A 19,587-nucleotide genomic window follows, 5' to 3' on the forward strand; every position below is an offset into this window, starting at 1 on the left:
TTTACCAGCGACTTCGTAATCCGTAATAGTTCCTATCGCCAGATCTTCGTCTGTCTCGTCTGTCTCCGCCTCTTCCATAACCTCCTCCAGATCTGCCGTATCCACCACCAGATCGATATCCTCCACCTGGTCTGCCAAAGCTTCTTCTTGCATGCACTTCTCTTTTTAGTGGATCTGGGATATTGACCTCGATTCCAAGTTCCTTGTTGAGGTCCTTCATCTGGACCTTTGTTTGGTTTGATATTGCTTTGAAATCACCTATTGATGAATATGATACAAGTGTGATTGCTCTGCCCTTTTCTCCTGCACGAGCAGTTCTTCCGATTCTGTGGAAATAGACCATGTCCTGGTTTGGAACATCATAGTTTATCACTAGTGCAACTTTTGGTACATCAATTCCTCTAGCTGCTACATCTGTGGCAACTAGGATGTCTGCCTTGCCTTTTTTGAATAGATACATTGCCTTGTCTCGTCTAAACTGTGACATGTCTCCTTGGATTGATACTGTATTGAATCTGGCATGCTCAAGCTCGTGTGCAACTCGCCTTGTTCTGTCCTTGGTGGAACAAAATACAATTGTCTGTCCTGCACCGTTTTCTTTTATGAATTTGAACAAATAATCAGTCTTTTCCCTGTCTTTGATTACAAGAAATGCTTGTTCGATTCCCTCTCCACTGAGGTCATCAGAATCAATGAATATTTTTTGTGGGTTTTTCATGTACTTTTCTGCAAGCATTAGAATTGCTGCAGGCATGGTAGCAGAGAATAATGCGTTAATGTGATCTTCTGGCACAAGGTCCAGTACAAATTTGATATCTTCAATGAATCCCATGTCAAGCATGGTATCTGCCTCGTCAAGTACGACCCACTTGACTTTTTGTAGTTTAATGGAACCGCGTTTGATGTGATCAATTAGACGTCCTGGGGTGGCAACAACAATTTCTACACCTCTTGATAGCTCTTGCAGTTGTACATTCATGCTCTGGCCTCCATAGATTGTTACATTTCTGATTCCAGAATGTCTTGAGAATTTTGTTATCTCATCAGAGATTTGTACTGCAAGCTCTCTTGTTGGTGCAATGATTAATGCTTGTACTCCTCCCCTTGGAGTTACATTTTGTATTATTGGTAATGAGAATGCTGCAGTCTTTCCTGTTCCTGTGTGTGCTTGTCCTATGACATCCTGTCCTGACAGGAGCACTGGAATTGCGCCTGCTTGTATTGGGAATGGTTCACGAAAACCAATTTCATTTAGAGCAGTAAGTATGGTACCTTTTAGTCCTAGTTCTTCAAACGTGGTCAAATTTATTCATCATCTTTTTATTGAAACGACAGAGAAAAGTTCAACACCTATTTCCGTCAATTTTTGTTTAACATACCCTTCTGGCTCTAATAACTCTTTCCAAAATATTGAAAAAAATTAGATGAATTTTGGAAATTGTATAATCTCTTGCTCTGATACGTGGTATAGATTTGACCCATCAAAATGATATACATAATTATCCAAGAGGTAGATAGTCAAGACATGAGCAGCGAATTGAGATTAAAAAAATTAAGAGGATCTGGAGGCTTTGTAATGGCCACAGTAAATGATGATCAACAGAGAAAGGGAAATCTTGGAGGACCAGACTTGTTTTTGGCTCCAGTTGGAAGATTAGATTCTGAGAAGATTTCCAAGTATTATTGCAACACATGTGAAAAAGAATACGAAGGAAGTCCAAAGATAGAATATGAAAGTCCAAACGAGATGGTTGCAGAAAATCTAGTTTTGCTTGAAAAAGGGCAGTACATCTGTACCACATGTGGCTCGATTCTTGCAGAGTATAGAAACTTTAGTAAACCAGATGAAGCCGCATCAGTTGGAGCTGCAATACCTGTTGTTGATACTCCAAGTATTTCTGCCAGTGTTTCTACTACAAGTGTTCCAAGTGTTACACCACAAGTAGAGACTGCAAAGCCAGGCAGTGTAAAGACATTTAGCTCTATTGCAGGCCTTGGTGTTTATGATACTGAAGCAAGAAAGGTTGGCATTGTAAAAGAGATGGGCATTCAGCCTGATCAATCAAGTATAGTCCTAGTTGTGACAAAAAATGATGGAACTGAAACTACAGTCAAGTGGGATGAGATAAGAAAAATTGGCGAGATTGTATTACTTGGAAGTACACTTGAGAGCAGCAGTTCCAAATGTGTCAAGTGTGGATACACAAACAGCCAAGGATCAAAGTTTTGTGAGAGCTGTGGAAACAAGCTCAAGTAAGACAAATCATTGTTAAGCAAGATTTATCTTACTAATTTAGAAAGCAAGTAGCAATTGAGTAAACTTTCTCTCAAATCAGGTATTGTAAAGGACATCATAATAGTAGTAATAGGTATTGCAATAATTTGGATTGGATTAAGAGTTGCATTTGGAACTGAAAATCCGTTTTACGTGGTATCAAGCGGAAGCATGATACCAAACTTGAACATATTTGATGTCATAGTTGTACAAGGGCATGTCAGTTTTGACCAGCTTAAAGTCGGAGATATCATTGTATTTAACAGGCCAGATGGGCATGACAAGGTCATAGTGCATAGGGTAGCGGAGATACTAAACAAGGACCCCTTGGTAATACGAACAAAGGGAGATGCAAATCCTGGTTCTATACCTGGAACTGACTTTCCAATCACAAAAGGCGACTATATTGGCAAAGTAGTTTATGTGGTTCCCCAGATAGGCTATGTGACAAGAATACTTACTCCTCCAATTAACTACATCATAATTGCTGTAATCATTGGAATAATGCTTGTAAAGCAGTTTGGAAAACCAAAATCCGGTACAGATATTCTCTCAGAGAAAAAAGACTCTACAGAGAATCCAGACAGCAAAAGTCTTACAGGAGACAATTCCTATACAGGTATAGAACCAGAAGACAAGTCTTCAGATGATAAAGCAGATTTGAGATAATTTTATTTCATTTTAAAGACTCGCTGGAAATAGTCAGATTGCTCTTGGTCGTTTTCTGGATTTTCTTTTACATTTGCAAGATTCTTGGCAAGTTTTTTCTTGTAGCCAAGTTGCATTTGTCGTGCAATCTGAATTCTTTGAGCCTGGGGGGAGCCTGCACCATGCATAGATTCTGTTAGATATCCAACTGCATTTCTGCCCAAAGTCATGTTTTCAATTAATCTCAATATTCTTACTCTATTTTCAACATCAACACCCTTGCGGCCTCGCAGGTATTTTTTGAGTATTGGGCCTGTGGTTGGATTGTTAAGATCCTTTGCAGATGGAAGTGTGACAACCAATCCTCCTGCAATGTCTTGTGCTAGTCTGCCAATCTCATATGGGAATCTTGTAACGTTGTGTTTTGTTACATTTGCAAGCATGTCATCATTTAACCAGACACCTGACTTGGTGCGATGAGCTTGTGAGGATGATGCAATTCCTGTTGCGTATATTGTTTCATTTAGGTGAGTCATCTCTACAAGTTTGTCTCGGACATGAGATACGTCTGGGACTCCATTATAGTCTGCAATTGAAGCAGCTGCACCGATTAAAACATCACCAAGGCCTGTCTTGCATACATAGCTTCTTCTGTGATAACAGGTGAATCGCTCTACAAGCATTGCTGCAAATTCATACTCGCCAAACATGAATACCTTGTCCCACGGAATAAAAACTCGGTCAAATACTATGAGTGCCTCTTGTCCTGCAAACTTGGCGTTTCCTGCATCAATGTCATCTTCTTCCATGCTTCGAGTATCACAGGACTGGCGTCCGTAGATGTATGTGATTCCTGGAGCGTCTGCAGGCATTGCGCCAACTACTGCATAATCCTTGTCACCTTCAAGAAGTCGCATCGTAGGCATTACTATAATCCAGTGTGAATTGATGCACCCTGTTTGGTGTGCCTTGGCACCTGTTACAAAAATTCCCTTGTCATTTTTTTCTACAACATGCAGGAATACATCTGGATCTTCTTGCTGGTGTGGTGCCTTGCTTCTGTCTCCCTTGGGGTCTGTCATTGCGCCACCAATTACATAGTTCTCCTGCTGTATCATTTTGATAAAGTCAGTCAGGCGCTTGTGATAATTTGTCTTGTATTTTTCGTCAATCTCAAAAGTAACAGAATATAATGAATTTAGTGCGTCCATGCCAACACACCTCTGGAAACATGTTCCTGTAAGCTGGCCTAGCTTTCTTTGCATTTTATTTTGATTTACAAGATCATCTGCACTTTCTGCAATGTGCAAGAATCTGTTTACCTGTAATCCGGTAATTGATGATTTTGCAGTTGCCATCTCTCCGTCTCTTTCTGCAAGAGCATAGGTTTCTGCTACTGCATTTATTGAAGGTTTTATCATTGGATGGTCTACAGGCTCTTTTACAAGCTCGCCAAAAAGATAGACCTTCATGTTGCGGCCCCTCAGGCTTTGGATGTATTCCTCAGCTGTTCTAATTGGCATATCTGCTAATCGCTTTGCAAGTAATATAAATATTATAACAAAGATCGGCTCTTTTATTCAAGACCGATTCTGACATCTACTACCTTGCAGCCCTTGCCTTTTTCAAAGACTAGGACTGGATTCATGTCAAGCTCTTTTATCTCTTTGAAATCAGTGACAAGCTGAGAGATTCTTTGGATACAGTCAGATAGTTTTTTGACATCAGATGGTTTTTCTCCTCTTACACCTTGCAATAGCTTGCTTGTCTTGATAGAAGATATCATCTCGTCTGCCTCGGCATCCGTTACTGGTGCAACTCTAAATGTTACATCCTTGAGTACTTCAACATAGATTCCTCCCATGCCAAACATCACTACAGAACCAAATCCTGGCTCTTGCTTAGAGCCGACAATTGTCTCTTTTCCGCCCTTGACCATCTCCTGTACCAGGACTCCTTTGATTACCGCCTTTTTGTCGTATTTCTTGGCGTTTTTAATTATCTCTTTGAATGCCCTCTTTACTTCTTGAGGTGTCTTTAGACCCACCTTTACTCCGCCTGCATCAGATTTGTGAATTATTTGCGGGGATGCAATCTTCATTACAACTGGATAACCAATTTTTTTGGCTGCAACCGTAGACTCTTTTTCTTTTGTAGCAAGAATGCTTTTTGGTACCGGAAAGCCATATGCTTTCAAGACCTCTTGTCCTTCTTCTTCAAGCAGGTTCTTTCTTCCTTCGGATTTTACCTTGGCAAATATCTGTTCTACTTTTTTCTTGTTTACTTTGAATTGTTGTGTAGTTCCTTCTTGTGCTTGTGACCACTGGGAGAATCGTAACATTGCTTTGAGTGCACGAATTGCTTTTTCTGCATAAGTATAGTATGGGATTCCTCCCTCTGCAAGAATTTCTCGGTTGCGTATTCCCTCATCAAGGCCCATGAGGCTTGCAAGAATTGTCTTGTTGTATTTCTTTGATGCTGCAACAATTACTTCGGCAAGCTTGTTGTAATCTAGAGTTGCAGAAGGTGTACACATTGCAATTACAGAGCCTACATTTTGATGTGCAAGAACCAAATTCAATACATGATCAAATCTGTTAAAATCAGCATCCCCTACAATATCAACTGGATTTCTGGATGTTCCCCAGGGAGGAATTACTGCATTTATCTGAGGTCTGATATCTTCAATGTTTGCCATCTTGATTCCCATTCTAGAACATGCGTCAGTTGAAATGATTGCAGGACCTCCTGCGTTTGATACTATGACTAGGTCGCCTTTTAGTGGCAATGGTTGTTTTGAAAAAGCAACTGCGTAATCGAAGAGCTCTTCCATGGTGTCAACTCTGATTGCGCCAGATTGGGTAAGCAGCGCATCATAGATTTCATCAGAGCCCATTAGTGCACCAGTGTGTGACATGGCTGCCTTGGCACCTTCCGGACTTCGGCCTGATTTTAGTACAAGAACTGGTTTTTTGAGTTTGTTCAATCTAGTGATTTGTTTGCATATCTTCAAGAATTCTCGTCCATTTGTCATGTCTTCAAGGTACATGACAATTACTTTGGTCTGCTCATGTTCTGCAAGCATCTTTAAAATATCAACCTCGTTGAGGTCAACTTTATTGCCCATGCTTATTACAGATGAAAATCCAATGCCTTGGGCACTTGCGTCTTCTACAAGTGCTGCACAGATTGCGCCACTCTGAGATACAAGTGCGATTCCTCCTGACTTGGGGGTTACCTTGAGAAAGGTAGAATTCATCATTGTCTGTGGTGCAAGATTCATCACACCAAGACAGTTTGGACCAATGATTCTGATGTTATACTGTTTGGCAATCTCTGCAAGTCTTTTTTCAAGCTTGGCACCTTCCTCGTTTACTTCCTTAAATCCAGCAGTGATTACAATTGCTCCCTTGATTCCTTTTTTTCCGCACTCTTCAAGTACAGATGGGACGACATCATTTTTTGTAACTATAACTGCAAGATCAATTGGTTCTGGAACATCAAGGACACTCTTGTATGCCTTTTTATCAAATACTGTATCCCTTGTTGGGCTGATTGGAAGTATCGTTCCAGTGTATCCTTTTAGTATGTTAGACGTAATTGCTCTACCTACACTTCCTTCCTTGTCAGAGGCTCCGATTATAGCAATAGATTTTGGTGAGAGAAAAATTGATTCGCTCATTTGAACGAGATCGCTTCAAGTTTATTTGTATAATAAGCTTATCACAGAGAATTAGCTGCCCATCATTTTGCCAGCTAGGTTTTGGTTTCTTGGGATCCATATTATCTTTAGATTTGAAAACTTGGAGATCAAGTCCCATGCTTTTTGTGCCAGGATTCGAAGTTGGTCATTGTTTATTGCATACTCGTGGTTTAGCTGCATTGCTGTATTTTTAGAATCACTGTATATGACAATCTCGTCTGTGGTACCCAGGAATTGCTCTAGTGCAGACACTACTGCCATGTATTCTGCCTGGTTGTTTGTTATGTTGGGCTCTTTTTTGTAATATGACTTGCCTGTCTCTTTTACGAAAAAACCAAATCCAGAATTTGGTCCTCCTGAGCCGTCTACGTATATGCTAATGGCCATCTTTGTACAGCCTCATTAGTTTTACACTCAAGTTTACAGTTGCCATGTAGATTACTGTGGAAATTGATTGAGATGTAAGAGATGCAACATAGGCTTGGTAGGAATTTGTTAGTAAATAATACTGTAAAGACCACCTGCAAATTGTATAGACAACCTCACCTATTCCAAGAGAAGAGATTATTTTTACAAGGTCTCTTCTAAGACCTACCTTGTCAAGCTTGCCTGTATCAAGGAGATATTTTTTCTTGTTGTCAAAATAAAACAATATGCCAAAGGTGGAAAAATATACAACATAATCAACACCCAAAGTTATTGTTGCATTGACGTAGCTTTGTTGGTTTGCAAATTCTTGTGCAACAAATGCGGAGACAACAATTGATGCAAGAAATCCTAAAAGTATATTCTTGTTTAGCTTGAGATATTCTTTGTATTTTTGTTGCATAAGATGAGTTTTCTCATCTTACAAATAAATCAAGTCTATTGCAGAGTGATTCGCAATAACACAAGTATTCCCGCAAGCTCTGCAACATGTACTGCCAGCATATATGGCAACAAGGCTGTTGCATAAAGTTCCATCATAGTAAAGTATGCATAGACTCCAATCATGTTGTGTAAAAATAAAAGACCTGCAAAAAATATCATTCCAAGAGGCAATTGTGCCTTGGTCTTTGAATACATCTTGACAAAGACTCCAATGAGAACTCCAAGTGCAACCATGTTTGCACCTGACACTATTGTACTGGCAGTCATTGTGGGTTCCATTTGAAAGAGCTAGAGTCTGCTTTGTTTATGTACTTTTTTCCAATTTGCTTACAATTTCATCAAAGACAGACATGTTTACTTCAAGAAAGGTGGAAACAAAAAAGGCAGCTCCATACTTGTCTCCTACTCGAGTTATCAGATTGTTTTTCTCTAAAACTTTGACGTGGTGCTGGATTGCCTTGTAATCAAGATTCATCTCTTTGGCAAGTTGGTTTGCATTAAGGGGTTTGTTGCGTATACATGATACAAGGCGAATTCTGTTTAGCCCCCCTTTTGATCCCACAAATACAAACCACAGCAGACGTTTTGCATGAGGATCTGTGGGCATCTGTCTTTTTTGTATACTCGGTTAATTAATAGACTGTTGTTGGATATGAGGTATCATAAAACCATGATGAAAAAATTATTTTTCAGGATAACCGAATAACTGATAAGTAGACAAGGAGCAAGAAGATGCAAATGTTTGATTATGATTATCCCCTGTACCGGCCCCCGTCTGAGGCAAGGTCTCTCATATTCCAGGTAACACTAGGATGTTCCTTTAACAAATGTTCATACTGTAACATGTATCGTTCAAAAGAATATTCAGAAAGGCCATTAGAGGAGATAAAATCAGAGATAGATCTTGCTGCAAGACATATGCCTGGTACCACCAGAATATTTCTTGCAGATGGTGATGCATTAAATCTGCCAACTGACACCATGATACAAATTCTAGATTACATACGACCTAGATTTCCAAATCTTGAGCGCATCTCGTGTTATGCCATGCCGCAAAATATCTTGAAAAAATCCCCAGAGGAATTACAGAAAATATACACTGCTGGATTGACCATGTTTTACATTGGCATAGAAAGTGGATCTGATATCATACTGAAAAAAGTTACAAAAGGTGCTACAGGTCAGACAATAATAAAATCATGTCAAAAAGCAAAAGATGCAGGATATACCATATCATGTATGATAATTTTGGGCCTTGGAGGAAAGACATACTCTAGACAGCACATTGAAGATACTGCAAAAGTCTTGAGTGCAGCTGCGCCAAACTATGTTGGTGCGCTAACCCTACATTTGGAGGACGGTATTCGTGATGAGTTTTTGACCAAGTTCAAGGAGCCGTTTCTTCCAATTGATGACTCTGAGGCACTTTCAGAGCTCGAATTACTAGTATCTAAGATAGAACCTAGTGCCGAGGTAGTATTTCGTGCAAACCATGGGTCAAATGCGTATCCTATAGGTGGAACATTTCCACAGGACAAACAGGCGATGATGGAGAAGATATCATATCTAAAATCACATCCTGAGTTGTGCAGACCGGTTGGCTTTAGAGGATTTTAAGTGGGTCCACAGGGATTTGAACCCTGGATCTTCGCCGTGTAAGGGCGACGTCATAACCGACCTGGACTATGAACCCAAGCAAGCTCCAATGAAAAATGAATTTAAACTTTGAGAAATCACCTAGAGATAAAAGGTGCTCAGAAAAATACCAAATACATGCTTGACTTGGTGTTTTTCACAAGCCCGATAGGACTTGGACATGCAACAAGAGACATTGCAATTGCTGGAAATCTTACAGATATCTCAAAGAGATTTGTAAGCGGTGGTGCTGCTCCAAGAATTATCTCACAAAATGGATTTGATGTGGAGGACTTGTACAGACCACCGCCTTTCATGGTGAAAAACGGAAAGATGGAAAAGCCATTACGGTGGCTGTTTGGATATTATTCATATTACAAACAGTGTAAGGCAATATCATCAGAGGTACTTGGAAAGTACAGCCCAAGAGTTGTTGCAAGTGATGAAGATTTTGCATCACTTGTTGTTGCACAAGAAGAGGGATTAAAGACAATTTTAGTGACAGACATACTTGAAACAAGCTTTGCAAGCGGGATTGGCTCTTTGATTGAGAAAAAGATGAACAAATCAATGAAGAAAATAATCCAAAAGTGTGATCTTGTCATATTGCCAGAGGCTGGAGATAATCAAGACAACATGGTGCGTGTTGGACCCATTGTACGGGATACAACCCAGTCACGAGAACAGATACGAGAAAAACTTGGATTTACAAGAAAAACAATTGTTGTAAGCATTGGAGGAACTGATTCTGGAAAATTCTTGATAGAAAAAGCAATAGAAGCACATTCCAAGATAAAGTCAGAGACAGATCTTGTCATAGTATCAGGACCATCTCTTGACATCAATAATCCAGGAATTAGAAATCTTGGGTTTGTCAACAACTTGCACGAAGTAATATTTGCTGCAGATCTAGTGGTATCTCTTGCAGGCAAGTCCACAATTGATGAAGCAAGGCATTATGGAACTCCCGGGATATTCATTCCAATAAAGGGACACTTTGAGCAAGAAGACAATGCAAGAGAACTTGGGTACACCTATGATGATATATTACATCTTGATAGAATAATTCTAGAAAAGATAAACCAAAAAAGAGAGCCTAAACCCTTTGATGGTGCAAAAAAGGCAGCAGAAATGATAAGAAAATTAGTCATGGCATGATTGTAAGAATATCTGCTTTATGTTCATCAAATACTTTATAGAAGGACTTGGCATCAGTTAACAAAGTTTTGACAAAACTAGTTGTTTCAAAATTTGGTGGCAGTGCAGTGGGGGTTGACGGTGTACTGATACCCACCATAATCAAGAGAATAAATGAATTAAAAAAAGACTCGAAGGTAATTGCAGTCTTTTCTGCTCCACTTACTGTGTATAACGGTAAACAAAGATCACTTACAGACATTGCGCTGGAGATTGGACGAAATGCGGAAAAAGGAGAAAGGACAGACATAATGGCAGTAAAAAAGCCATATCAAAAAATAGTTGAGATGGTCGACAAGAAACTACAGGACAAATGTAATGCTACCATCAATTCCTTCTTGGACAAGGTGGAATCAGTCCTGTCTGAGATAATACAGAAAAGAGAGTTTGCAAATGAAAACAGGGCAAGACTTCTTGCATATTCTGGAGAGATACTAATGTCACATGTGATGAACTATGTAATACAGAGCTCTGAAATAAAATCAAATGTCATACCATTTGACACATGGCCTATAATCACGGATAACAACTTGGAATCTGCAAACTTTCTTGCCAGAGAATCCGCAGAAAGATTGGGCGATACTGAGAAACTACTTGAACAAAATGATGTCCTGTCAATAGGTGGATTTATCGGCAAGACGGTGGATGGGCTTGAAACTACATATGAGAGAGGAGGTTCTGACAGGACTGCTGCAGATCTTGGCATTTTGTTTAGTAAAAAATACGATACCAGAATTGATTTTGAAAAGGACAGTGCCGTCTTGTCTGCAGATCCTAGAGTTGTAAAAGAAGAGCTGGAGAGCATTACCAGCCTGTCATACAACGAGGCAAGAATTGCAGGAATGTTTGGTATGAAGATTCTTGATCCAATTGCAATAAAAGAAATTGTTGAGAACGGCGTTGATATGCCAATAATAATTACAGACATGGGAAAGCCTGAAAAGATTACAAAGATAGAACGCAGTCCAGGTCAGAAAAACGGTCACCCACTCAAGATAGTAACAGGAAAGAAGAATTGTGCCATAGTAAGAATTGAAAAAGAATCTGCTGAACGTCTCTTTAATTCACTTGACAAGGACAGAAGATACAGTGAGTTTGTAGTACTTTCTCCATTTACAAGAGATGACATTGAATTTACAAGGATATTATTTTTAGATGGTGATTATGTCAAGCGAAATGAGCGATACATACTAGGGTTTGACTCTCTTGCATCAATTACATACAACAGGGGTGTAATCACTTTGATAGGAGATGAGATGTGGCGAGTCCAGCAGGTTGCGTCAAAGGCAAGCTCCAGAATAGGAGAAGCCGGACTGAACATACTAAATATGGATGCACAAGAAGAGACATCAAGGATAATTATTGTAACAGAAGATAGTGGAGATAACATCGAAAAGGCAATACGAGCAGTACATGCTGAAAGATCAAAAATAAAGTTCGTCTAGGCAAATAGTAAGTTTTAGAATTGTGATTTACTTTTTCCTTTTTCTTCGAGCAGCACGCTGGTCTGCTTTTCGCTTGTGTTTTCCGGTTTTTCTTGCAACCATGACATATTTTCAGATAACCTACTTGGATTTCTATCTTTTGAAAATATCAATAGTATAAACATTTGACCCCTACAAGTCCATACCTGTAGGATGTCAAAGTGGGTTTGTTCTTGGGCCTCTTTATCTAGAATCAGCCCGGCGTTACCCAAAACACGCGCTGATATACAGTACGATCAGGAAATATTTAGAGCTGATCTATATAGATCACTTATAGGAACCATTGACTGCCCATAGTACAAGGGCAATTCCAATTAATGCATACCACTTGAAATTTCGCTTGTCTAAAAAGACATTTTTTGGTTCAGCACTGCCTGAGGAGATACGAATCTTTCTCATCTCAAAACCATTTCCTGCAATGCCAATTACAAACAAGGCAATTGAGACAAATGACAATACAGATAGAGGCATGACATACTATTTGGTTTTGTATAATTTAAAGACAGGCTATTTTCAGGTATGACAATTTAGAATGTTGATCAATTCTTTAAATTACCAGACCTTGTGCCAATTGATATGAAAACACAGAGTAAGATATGGATGAATGGCAAACTTGTACCATACAACAATGCCAAGGTACATGTACTAACACATGCGTTACATTATTCAACTGCAATATTTGAAGGAATTAGATGTTACAATACTCCAAAAGGCCCAATGATATTTCGATTACCAGAACATGTAGAGAGACTCTTCAAGTCTGCCAGGATGTATTCAATGAAGATGCCTTACAACAAAAATGAGATATCACAAGGAATAATCAATACTGTAAAGGCAAGCAAGCTCAAAGAATGCTACATCAGACCGCTTGCATATTATGGTCATGGCGTTATGGGACTGACACCTACACCAAACAAAGTTGAAGTTGCAATAGCATGCTGGGAATGGAACGCAGGAGAATCAAGTGCTGGCAAGACACGTGGAGCAAGATGCAAGGTTTCAAGTTGGTTGAGAATTGATTCAAGATCTCAGCCAATGCAAGCAAAGGCTGCATCAAATTATGCAAATGCCGCTCTTGCAAGAGTAGAGGCATTAAGAGATGGATATGATGAGGCAATCATGTTAAACTATCACGGAAAAGTATCAGAGGGAAGTGCAGAAAATATTTTTATTGTAAATAACGGCAAGATATCAACTCCTCCACTAAATGCAGGAATACTGGACGGGATAACAAGAGACAGTGTGATAAAAATTGCACGATCAGAAGGATTGGAGGTAATTGAGCGAGACATTGACAGAGAAGACCTCTATGTTGCAGACGAGGTCTTTATGACAGGTACTGCAGCAGAGGTAAAATCTGTGACTGAGATTGATAATGTACCAGTTGGAAACGGCAAACCAGGAGAGATCACGCGCAAGCTCCAGGATACATTCTTTGAGGTATCAAGAGGAAAAGATGAGCGATACTTGGATTGGTTTACTCCAGTAGCATGAAAGATTCAAGTATGTCAGACAGGTAACAAGTTATTGAAAATGGTACTTTCAATGGTAGACCAACACAAGCCAAAATGTTATCTTTGTAGCAATGTCTTTGAGAATCTAGAGGCACTAAGAAAGCACCAGGAAGAGTCTCACAAGGAATTTGTCGAGTTTCACAAGGAATCCAGTCGCACTCCTGCACCAGGGGATGTCACAGTCTTTTAGAATGGCATGGAGTGCAATGAGACTGCCAATCCCATCTGCTGGTTTTGCAGAAAGGGGCGACATGAAGATTGTATGAAAAAAATTCCAACATACGGGAGATCAGAGGGTCCACATGATTGTACATTTGATACAAAACTTGTTGACTGTCAGTGTAATCACTAGTTTATTTTATAATAGTTGATCCCATTGTTTCAATATCTTCTTCAAGTTCTTTAACCAAACCTTTCCACCATTGTTCAAATTTTTCCATGTATTTGCAAACCTCCCAAAACCCTCTTTATAGATCTGTCGGTTATTTTGCATGAATTGTTTTTTCGATTACACGATTAATTATTGTAGAAAATTTGTTTTGTTTTTTATTTGATATCAGAAGAAAAAGAAGAATGCCACAAAATATCAGACTAAACCCTAATTAATTATATCAATATAGTAAAAGACAAAATGAAAGTAACCCAACTTTATTCTGCATCAGTGATTATTGAGGATAAAGGAGTCAAGGTGTTGTGCGATCCTTGGCTTGTAGGAGAGGAATATTTCGGGTCATGGGGAATGTATCCTCCATATTATTTCAAGGCAGAGAATTTCAAGTCAATAGATTTCATATATATCAGTCACATACATCCTGACCACTGCAGCCTCAAGACACTTGAGAAGCTTGACAAGAAAATACCTGTGCTGATTCACAACTTTCCAATCAAGTTTCTAAAAAATACCATAGAAAGCATGGGTTTTAGAGTAATTGAACTTGAGCATAATTTAAGAACAAGACTCAAGGGTGATTTTCATATCAACATACTTGCAGGAGATAATTGCAATCCAGAGATATGCGGTAAGTTGATGGGTTGTGTTGGAATCCAGTCAAAATTTGAGACAGCCCAGATAGATACAATTGTAGTGATGGATAATGACGATGGCCAGGTAATAGTCAATGTAAATGATTGTCCACTACAGATAGGAGAAAGTACTGCAACTCAGATCAAACAGCAATACAAGAATGTAGATGTATTGTTGCTGGGGTATTCCAGTGCAACATCATATCCACATTGCTATGAGCTTGATGTCAAAGAAAAGACAATGGAAGCAGAGATTAAACAAAAAAATAAGCTTGAATCCGCTAGAAAGTATATCGAAATATTAGAGCCTAGGTTCTACATTCCTTTTGCAGGAAGATACACACTTGCTGGAAAGAATTACCAGTTAAACAGATATCGTGGAGAGCCTGAGCTTGAGGTTGCTTTTGATTGGTTTGTACAAAATGGTCCACAGAATAGCAAACCAATTTTATTAAACTATGATAGCTATCTTGATCTTGATACTGGAGAGACATCAGAGAAATACATCAGGATTGATGAAAAAGAAAAAGAAAAGTATGCCAGAGAAAAACTCGCAAGTGTAAAATTTGATTATGAAAACACGCCTGTGCCAAGTGCTGATGAAATCTACCAGTTGATACCACAAGCATATGAGAGATTTGAGAAAGAGAGAAACAATATTGGTTTTACTTCAGATGTTGTAATTGTGTTGCCAATATCAGATGCAGAAATGGTGATTATATCTCGAGATGGTACTGGGTTTAAGAGAATTTCATCAGAATTTGAAAATACCATACCAAAGTACATCAAGATGACTGTAGACCCAAGACTTTTGAAATGGCTCTTACAGGGACCAAAAAAAGCAAACTGGTCCACTGCAGATATTGGCTCTCACATACGATACAAGAGAGTTCCAAATACATATCACCGAGGATTGTTCCGTGGATGGAATCATTTCTATTCTGGAAGATATCAAGTCATTGCCTAGAAAATCACCACCGGGAAACAAAAGAATCTAATAAAATACTAGATCAGAATAAGCATATGTTACAGAGTATAAGGTCGCGTTTATCCTCAAAGACAGTATTTGGGTTAGTTTTAATGTCATTTGCCTTTGGTCTGTATTTCATCTATCAGACAGGCAATGGTAAGATGCTTTTTCTTCCACCAATAGGCATTGCAGTATTTGTGGCAGGATTTCATGTAGGATTTTCTGGCACAAGTTTTTATTCAAAGTTTAGAGGCATGATGCTTTTCATGGCCCTTGCAGTATTCATGTCGTGGATGGCATGGGACACTGGACTGCACGACTATATAGTAAATTCATCATATGGTAGCTTTCTTACTGGTGTGACAATAAAATTTTCAGTGTATGTGTTGAATCTTTTAGGATATAATGTCTCAAACACAGGAGGGCAGATAATATTTTCAGGCAATTCAATGATTCAATCATTTGATGTAGTAAATAGCTGTAGTGGTGCAGATACAACCATTTTGTTTCTTGCGGCATTCATTCTGATGTTGGCCGATCAGGGCCGCCGTGCATCCATCAGAAAACTCGCAGTATGTTTTGTTGGAGGAGGGATTGGAACATATCTTGTATCCATGATGAGAGTTCCACTTTTAGGCATAGTGGGATATCATTATGGGTATGATACGTTAGAGACGTATCATATGTACTCTGGATATCTCATCTTTCTTGGTTCAATTGTAGCATTTTGGTATCTCTCGTTACGTTGGATAAATAAAAAAGATCATGTGGTAATAAAACAGGCAAGTCCCTGAGTCTTGCAGTAAAGTTACATGATGATGTGCATCATACAAGTGTTAGACGGCTAGTACTACCAAAAGTACAGCAAAATGATTCTTTGAATAACAAAAGCTGGTCTAGTGTGATTCGTAACCATAAAGTTCATTTCAGGTTCCAAAAATTACATCCAATTCTCTTCCTTCGTCTCGTCAATGAACCTTAAAATCATAAAATCCCGACAGGTTAATCTCCTACATTCTTGACTAGTAGTTGATGAACTGGTACTTTCTAGTAATCACATCTTTTTTGATGATAACAATGACTTTTTCATTAATAGCCTTCGCTGAAGAATACAACATTCCATCATGGATAAAGAATAATGCAAGGTGGTGGTCCGAAGGCTCGCTTGGGGATGACGATTTTCTAAAAGGCATTCAATATTTGGTACAACAAAAGATTATCTCCATTCCAAATTCCCAATCAATGACAAACACATCCCATTCGATACCGCAGTGGGTAAGAACCAATGCTGGATGGTGGTCAAAAGGTCAGATATCAGATGATGATTTTACTAAAGGGATCCAATATTTGATTAATAATGGAATAATCAACCCATCTAGCAATCAATCAAATCAAACCAGCACTGAAAATGCAATTGTTAGCTTAAATAATATTATCTTTCCCAATGGTCAGCTTAAAGATCCTATTGGCATAGCAATTAACAGTTTGGGAAATATCTATGTCACAGATACTGGCAACGATCGAGTTCAAGTTTTTGATAGTTCAGGGAATTTTTTGTTTGGATTTGGCTCATATGGCTCTGGCAATAGTCAATTTAATGGTCCAAGGGGCATTCAATGTGATTATGCAGACAATATCTACGTAGTTGATCAAGGAAATAATCGAATTCAGATATTCGACTCTTCCGGAAATTACATATCTCAATTTGGTAGCGAACAGCTTAATTCTCCACATTCAATTCTAATTAAAAGTAGATCAGATGGCTTTTTTTATGTCACCGACGGAAATAATGAGGTAGTCAAATTTGATTCAGCATATCATTTTGTCGTAAAGTTTGGCTCAACAGGTTCAGGTAATGGTCAGTTTAACTATCCAACAGGTATAGCTAGGGATAGCGTGGGTAACATCTATGTTCCTGATTCCGAAAACAATCGAATTCAGATATTCGACTCTTCCGGAAATTACATATCTCAATTTGGTACAAAAGGTTCTGGCAAGGGACAGTTTGACAATCCCACTAGTATACATGTTGGCAAATCAGGTTACATCTATGTTCTTGACAGTGGAAATGGGCGTCTTGTACAACTAGATCTCTCAAAACACTATCTCTCACAGATTGGATCAAACGGTACCGGTAATGGTCAACTAATTAATCCACATGGAATACGATTTGACGATTCAGGCAATGTCTACATTGTTGATACGGGAAACAATCGTGTTGAAAAATTTGATTCTTCAGGTAAGTACCTGCTACAGTTCGGCTCTATCAATTCGACCAACTCTACCCAGAATGAGACAACAACAGAAAACATCAATGAAACAGTTAATGACAATACTAAACATCACCATAGTGGTGATGATCAAGGAGGTAATAGAAAGCTGGGTAGCAGTCGTAAACACAATCACGGACAATAATTTTGGTCTTTACTATAAAGGCGGGTCTAGTGGGATTTGAACCCACGACATAGGGATATCTCCGAAAGATCATAAGAGTCCCTCGCTCTACCTGGCTGAGCCATAGACCCCGCAAGAAAGCTCACGCTATGTTCGTTATTTAAACTGAGTCAAAAAGAAAGTGATTTAGTTTACTGCTTCGACTTGAGAATATTTCTCTAATATCTTTGTCAGTACAGTAGAAACTGGAGCATTGTTCATTTTTTCTTTCTCTGCCAAGAGTTTTCTGTATGCATCAAGTGTAATGTATACTGGAATTGATCCGTTGCCTTCAAGAAGGCCTCTTACTCTGTACAAAGCAGTCTCCATTCCTTTTTCTGCTACCTTGGCAAACTTTGCTTTATCCATTATTGCGCCCAATGGGCCAAATGGCATGTCATAGTCTACTGTCATGGTAACTCGGGTTAATTTTTCACCAAGGTCTTCAAAATTTACTGCAATTTCCCATTTCTTGAATGGTCCTTGAATCATCTTGGCTGCTACCTTTCTTTCTGGAATGAATTCTGTTGTCTCACAGTCCCACTCTAATCTCTTGCCATCAAAGTCACCGATTACTCTAAATGTTGTTCCTACTCCCATTCCTGCCTTGACATCCATTGGAACTACAGTCATTCCAACTCTTTCTTCGAACTGGTCGGAGATGTGTTCAGGTCTTGCAAAGTATGTGAATACATTCAAGGTCTTTTCTTTGATATCAATTGTCTTAGTGACAGTGGTCATCATTGGCAATCTTCTCTAAACTTGATTTAAAGCTTTTGTTAATTTCCACTGATCGGATGATTGTAACATTATATTAAAGAAAGTACCATCCTATACCTGATATTGAAAAGTACTGCGATAATGGTTTTTCTGATACTTGGTGTCTCTTTACTACCTGCTCCAAACTATGCAAGTGCACACAACAACTTGAATTCAGATGATCAGACAATTGGAAACTATGAAGTCCAGGTGGCAACAGATCCAGAGATACCAGATGCAAATCAACCATTCAAGCTAAGCTTTAGAGTATTAAATCACGAGTCAGCATCTAACATATTCAATTCACTAAATACGCAGGTAAGTGAAGTAAGCAATTTCAGAATGGGTGCAAGAATATACTATAACGATCAGCTTGTTGGTACAATTCCAGTCCAGAGCTTTGACAAGGGTGAGTGGTCCACATATTATACATTTCATGAAACAGGAAACCATGTAGTTGATGTCGACCTATACGATGTAGGTCCAAACGGTAAAACTTTGACCTTTACATACAACATTACAGTTCTTAACATATTTGGAAATCTGTTTCCGTATATCATATCATCAGGCGGAATTGCGTTTGTTGTTATAGTTGCATGGGCATTAATAACAAGAAGAAAGATAAAGCCTAAGCACTAGTTTCTATCTTTGGTCCACGTTGAATTCTAAATGCAAACAAGACTGTAAGCAAAGTCATTGCAAATAGTAGTATCCCAACACCATTGTGGATTGCAACTACAACAGCATGTAGTTGTGTGTTAATCACTACTGCTCCAAGTCCTATTTGAGATACTGCAAAGATTCCTGCAAGTGTACCGGTTATCTTTATTTTTTTGTGCGAGCCCTTTACTCTCCATGCTCCTACTGCTGTTGCAACTATCAGAACTCCGGTTGTTGCAGCAATGAATCGGTGGATCCATTCAGTGAGAAATTCTGCAGATGGTAGCAATCCACTTGGACATAAAGGCCACTTGGGACATGTCAGTCCTTGACCGCTTGCTTGCAAATATCCACCAATGAACATTAGAGAATATAGAATGATTAGAGAAGCAAGGGCGAGATACTTGTAGTACATC

At 38.9% G+C, this 19,587-nt stretch carries 21 protein-coding genes and 2 tRNA genes; 11 read left to right on the forward strand and 12 right to left on the reverse strand.

Annotation, left to right across the window (positions count from 1 at the left end; genetic code table 11):
• Position 1: 1 nt before the first annotated feature.
• Positions 2-1,303, reverse strand: coding sequence for a DEAD/DEAH box helicase (locus tag NSIN_RS00770; protein ID WP_101008903.1), 1,302 nt, complete (start codon positions 1,301-1,303; stop codon positions 2-4).
• A 222-nt stretch (positions 1,304-1,525) separates the two neighbouring features.
• On the opposite strand from NSIN_RS00770, the gene NSIN_RS00775 reads away from it, so the two are divergent.
• Together NSIN_RS00775 and NSIN_RS00780 are read left to right on the forward strand one after the other, a co-directional pair.
• The gene (locus NSIN_RS00775; RefSeq protein WP_101009015.1) at positions 1,526-2,257 is read left to right on the forward strand and encodes a zinc-ribbon domain-containing protein; all 732 of its coding nucleotides are present in this window, start codon (positions 1,526-1,528) and stop codon (positions 2,255-2,257) included.
• Between the two features lie 54 nt (positions 2,258-2,311).
• The gene (locus tag NSIN_RS00780) at positions 2,312-2,944 is read left to right on the forward strand and encodes a signal peptidase I (protein ID WP_101008904.1); all 633 of its coding nucleotides are present in this window, start codon (positions 2,312-2,314) and stop codon (positions 2,942-2,944) included.
• Between the two features lie 2 nt (positions 2,945-2,946).
• On the opposite strand, the gene NSIN_RS00785 is transcribed toward NSIN_RS00780, so the two are convergent.
• From NSIN_RS00785 to NSIN_RS00810, 6 genes are read right to left on the reverse strand one after another with little or no spacing between them, the layout of a single operon-like run.
• Positions 2,947-4,446, reverse strand: coding sequence for a 4-hydroxyphenylacetate 3-hydroxylase family protein (locus NSIN_RS00785; protein ID WP_101008905.1), 1,500 nt, complete (start codon positions 4,444-4,446; stop codon positions 2,947-2,949).
• A gap of 53 nt (positions 4,447-4,499) precedes the next feature.
• Entirely contained in the window at positions 4,500-6,605 is a 2,106-nt protein-coding gene (locus tag NSIN_RS00790; RefSeq protein ID WP_101008906.1) for a 4-hydroxybutyrate--CoA ligase, read from the reverse strand.
• A gap of 51 nt (positions 6,606-6,656) precedes the next feature.
• Positions 6,657-7,013, reverse strand: coding sequence for a reverse transcriptase-like protein (locus NSIN_RS00795; RefSeq protein WP_101008907.1), 357 nt, complete (start codon positions 7,011-7,013; stop codon positions 6,657-6,659).
• Complete coding sequence (locus NSIN_RS00800; protein ID WP_101008908.1) at positions 7,003-7,455, reverse strand: hypothetical protein; 453 nt, start codon at positions 7,453-7,455, stop codon at positions 7,003-7,005. The genes NSIN_RS00795 and NSIN_RS00800 overlap by 11 nt, the downstream gene beginning before the upstream one ends.
• A 35-nt stretch (positions 7,456-7,490) precedes the next feature.
• Positions 7,491-7,775 carry a hypothetical protein gene (locus tag NSIN_RS00805; RefSeq protein WP_101008909.1) on the reverse strand — a complete coding sequence of 95 codons (285 nt, stop codon included), beginning with the start codon at positions 7,773-7,775 and terminating at the stop codon, positions 7,491-7,493.
• 25 nt (positions 7,776-7,800) lie between these two features.
• Positions 7,801-8,103 carry an ArsR/SmtB family transcription factor gene (locus tag NSIN_RS00810; protein ID WP_101008910.1) on the reverse strand — a complete coding sequence of 101 codons (303 nt, stop codon included), beginning with the start codon at positions 8,101-8,103 and terminating at the stop codon, positions 7,801-7,803.
• 131 nt (positions 8,104-8,234) lie between these two features.
• Between NSIN_RS00810 and NSIN_RS00815 the strand changes: the two genes are divergently transcribed.
• Positions 8,235-9,113, forward strand: a complete 879-nt coding sequence (locus NSIN_RS00815) for a radical SAM protein (protein WP_101009016.1) — start codon at positions 8,235-8,237, stop codon at positions 9,111-9,113.
• A gap of 1 nt (position 9,114) precedes the next feature.
• Here the strand turns inward: NSIN_RS00815 and NSIN_RS00820 are convergent.
• Positions 9,115-9,189, reverse strand: a tRNA-Val gene (locus NSIN_RS00820).
• An 80-nt stretch (positions 9,190-9,269) separates the two neighbouring features.
• Between NSIN_RS00820 and NSIN_RS00825 the strand changes: the two genes are divergently transcribed.
• A complete protein-coding gene (locus tag NSIN_RS00825; protein ID WP_101009017.1) occupies positions 9,270-10,289 on the forward strand; it encodes a glycosyltransferase in 1,020 nt (339 codons plus the stop codon).
• Positions 10,290-10,357: 68 nt separating this feature from the next.
• Positions 10,358-11,773: an amino acid kinase family protein gene (locus tag NSIN_RS00830; RefSeq protein ID WP_101009018.1), complete on the forward strand. Its 1,416-nt coding sequence runs from the start codon at positions 10,358-10,360 to the stop codon at positions 11,771-11,773.
• 306 nt (positions 11,774-12,079) lie between these two features.
• Here the strand turns inward: NSIN_RS00830 and NSIN_RS00835 are convergent, their stop codons facing one another.
• Complete coding sequence (locus NSIN_RS00835; RefSeq protein ID WP_101008912.1) at positions 12,080-12,283, reverse strand: hypothetical protein; 204 nt, start codon at positions 12,281-12,283, stop codon at positions 12,080-12,082.
• A 105-nt stretch (positions 12,284-12,388) separates the two neighbouring features.
• Between NSIN_RS00835 and NSIN_RS00840 the strand changes: the two genes are divergently transcribed.
• The 5 genes from NSIN_RS00840 to NSIN_RS00855 all read left to right on the forward strand — a co-directional run bounded on the left by NSIN_RS00840 (position 12,389) and on the right by NSIN_RS00855 (position 17,734).
• Entirely contained in the window at positions 12,389-13,306 is a 918-nt protein-coding gene (locus NSIN_RS00840; RefSeq protein ID WP_101008913.1) for a branched-chain amino acid transaminase, read from the forward strand.
• Positions 13,307-13,345: 39 nt separating this feature from the next.
• Positions 13,346-13,516: a hypothetical protein gene (locus tag NSIN_RS09365; protein WP_165775211.1), complete on the forward strand. Its 171-nt coding sequence runs from the start codon at positions 13,346-13,348 to the stop codon at positions 13,514-13,516.
• A 441-nt stretch (positions 13,517-13,957) separates the two neighbouring features.
• Entirely contained in the window at positions 13,958-15,316 is a 1,359-nt protein-coding gene (locus NSIN_RS00845; RefSeq protein WP_101008914.1) for an MBL fold metallo-hydrolase, read from the forward strand.
• 56 nt (positions 15,317-15,372) lie between these two features.
• Entirely contained in the window at positions 15,373-16,113 is a 741-nt protein-coding gene (locus NSIN_RS00850; RefSeq protein WP_245871855.1) for an archaeosortase/exosortase family protein, read from the forward strand.
• Positions 16,114-16,351: 238 nt separating this feature from the next.
• The gene (locus tag NSIN_RS00855) at positions 16,352-17,734 is read left to right on the forward strand and encodes a 6-bladed beta-propeller (RefSeq protein ID WP_101008916.1); all 1,383 of its coding nucleotides are present in this window, start codon (positions 16,352-16,354) and stop codon (positions 17,732-17,734) included.
• A 21-nt stretch (positions 17,735-17,755) separates the two neighbouring features.
• On the opposite strand, the gene NSIN_RS00860 is transcribed toward NSIN_RS00855, so the two are convergent.
• Both NSIN_RS00860 and NSIN_RS00865 read right to left on the reverse strand, forming a co-directional pair.
• Positions 17,756-17,844: transfer RNA gene (locus NSIN_RS00860), tRNA-Lys, on the reverse strand.
• Positions 17,845-17,899: 55 nt separating this feature from the next.
• Entirely contained in the window at positions 17,900-18,493 is a 594-nt protein-coding gene (locus NSIN_RS00865; protein ID WP_101009019.1) for an SRPBCC family protein, read from the reverse strand.
• Between the two features lie 102 nt (positions 18,494-18,595).
• Here NSIN_RS00865 and NSIN_RS00870 point away from each other — a divergent pair, with 102 nt between their 5' ends.
• Positions 18,596-19,150, forward strand: a complete 555-nt coding sequence (locus tag NSIN_RS00870; RefSeq protein ID WP_133124020.1) for a hypothetical protein — start codon at positions 18,596-18,598, stop codon at positions 19,148-19,150.
• Here NSIN_RS00870 and NSIN_RS00875 read toward each other — a convergent pair.
• Positions 19,140-19,586 (reverse strand): COX15/CtaA family protein, encoded by a 447-nt coding sequence (locus tag NSIN_RS00875; RefSeq protein ID WP_101008918.1) that lies wholly within the window; start codon positions 19,584-19,586, stop codon positions 19,140-19,142. The two genes, NSIN_RS00870 and NSIN_RS00875, sit on opposite strands and share 11 nt — an antisense overlap.
• Position 19,587 lies beyond the last annotated feature (1 nt).

The organism is Candidatus Nitrosotalea sinensis (genome assembly GCF_900143675.1).
Lineage (GTDB): Archaea > Thermoproteota > Nitrososphaeria > Nitrososphaerales > Nitrosopumilaceae > Nitrosotalea > Nitrosotalea sinensis.

Coding starts and splice junctions, on each gene's coding strand:
- NSIN_RS00835 (WP_101008912.1), bottom strand. CDS start 12,283: ATGCCTCTATCTGTATTGTCATTTGTCTCAATTGCCTTGTTTGTAATT.
- NSIN_RS00775 (WP_101009015.1), top strand. CDS start 1,526: ATGAGCAGCGAATTGAGATTAAAAAAATTAAGAGGATCTGGAGGCTTT.
- NSIN_RS00825 (WP_101009017.1), top strand. CDS start 9,270: ATGCTTGACTTGGTGTTTTTCACAAGCCCGATAGGACTTGGACATGCA.
- NSIN_RS00815 (WP_101009016.1), top strand. CDS start 8,235: ATGTTTGATTATGATTATCCCCTGTACCGGCCCCCGTCTGAGGCAAGG.
- NSIN_RS00785 (WP_101008905.1), bottom strand. CDS start 4,446: ATGCCAATTAGAACAGCTGAGGAATACATCCAAAGCCTGAGGGGCCGC.
- NSIN_RS00795 (WP_101008907.1), bottom strand. CDS start 7,013: ATGGCCATTAGCATATACGTAGACGGCTCAGGAGGACCAAATTCTGGA.
- NSIN_RS00845 (WP_101008914.1), top strand. CDS start 13,958: ATGAAAGTAACCCAACTTTATTCTGCATCAGTGATTATTGAGGATAAA.
- NSIN_RS00855 (WP_101008916.1), top strand. CDS start 16,352: ATGAACTGGTACTTTCTAGTAATCACATCTTTTTTGATGATAACAATG.
- NSIN_RS09365 (WP_165775211.1), top strand. CDS start 13,346: ATGGTACTTTCAATGGTAGACCAACACAAGCCAAAATGTTATCTTTGT.
- NSIN_RS00810 (WP_101008910.1), bottom strand. CDS start 8,103: ATGCCCACAGATCCTCATGCAAAACGTCTGCTGTGGTTTGTATTTGTG.
- NSIN_RS00805 (WP_101008909.1), bottom strand. CDS start 7,775: ATGGAACCCACAATGACTGCCAGTACAATAGTGTCAGGTGCAAACATG.
- NSIN_RS00840 (WP_101008913.1), top strand. CDS start 12,389: ATGAAAACACAGAGTAAGATATGGATGAATGGCAAACTTGTACCATAC.
- NSIN_RS00875 (WP_101008918.1), bottom strand. CDS start 19,586: ATGTACTACAAGTATCTCGCCCTTGCTTCTCTAATCATTCTATATTCT.
- NSIN_RS00850 (WP_245871855.1), top strand. CDS start 15,373: ATGTTACAGAGTATAAGGTCGCGTTTATCCTCAAAGACAGTATTTGGG.
- NSIN_RS00790 (WP_101008906.1), bottom strand. CDS start 6,605: ATGAGCGAATCAATTTTTCTCTCACCAAAATCTATTGCTATAATCGGA.
- NSIN_RS00865 (WP_101009019.1), bottom strand. CDS start 18,493: ATGACCACTGTCACTAAGACAATTGATATCAAAGAAAAGACCTTGAAT.
- NSIN_RS00800 (WP_101008908.1), bottom strand. CDS start 7,455: ATGCAACAAAAATACAAAGAATATCTCAAGCTAAACAAGAATATACTT.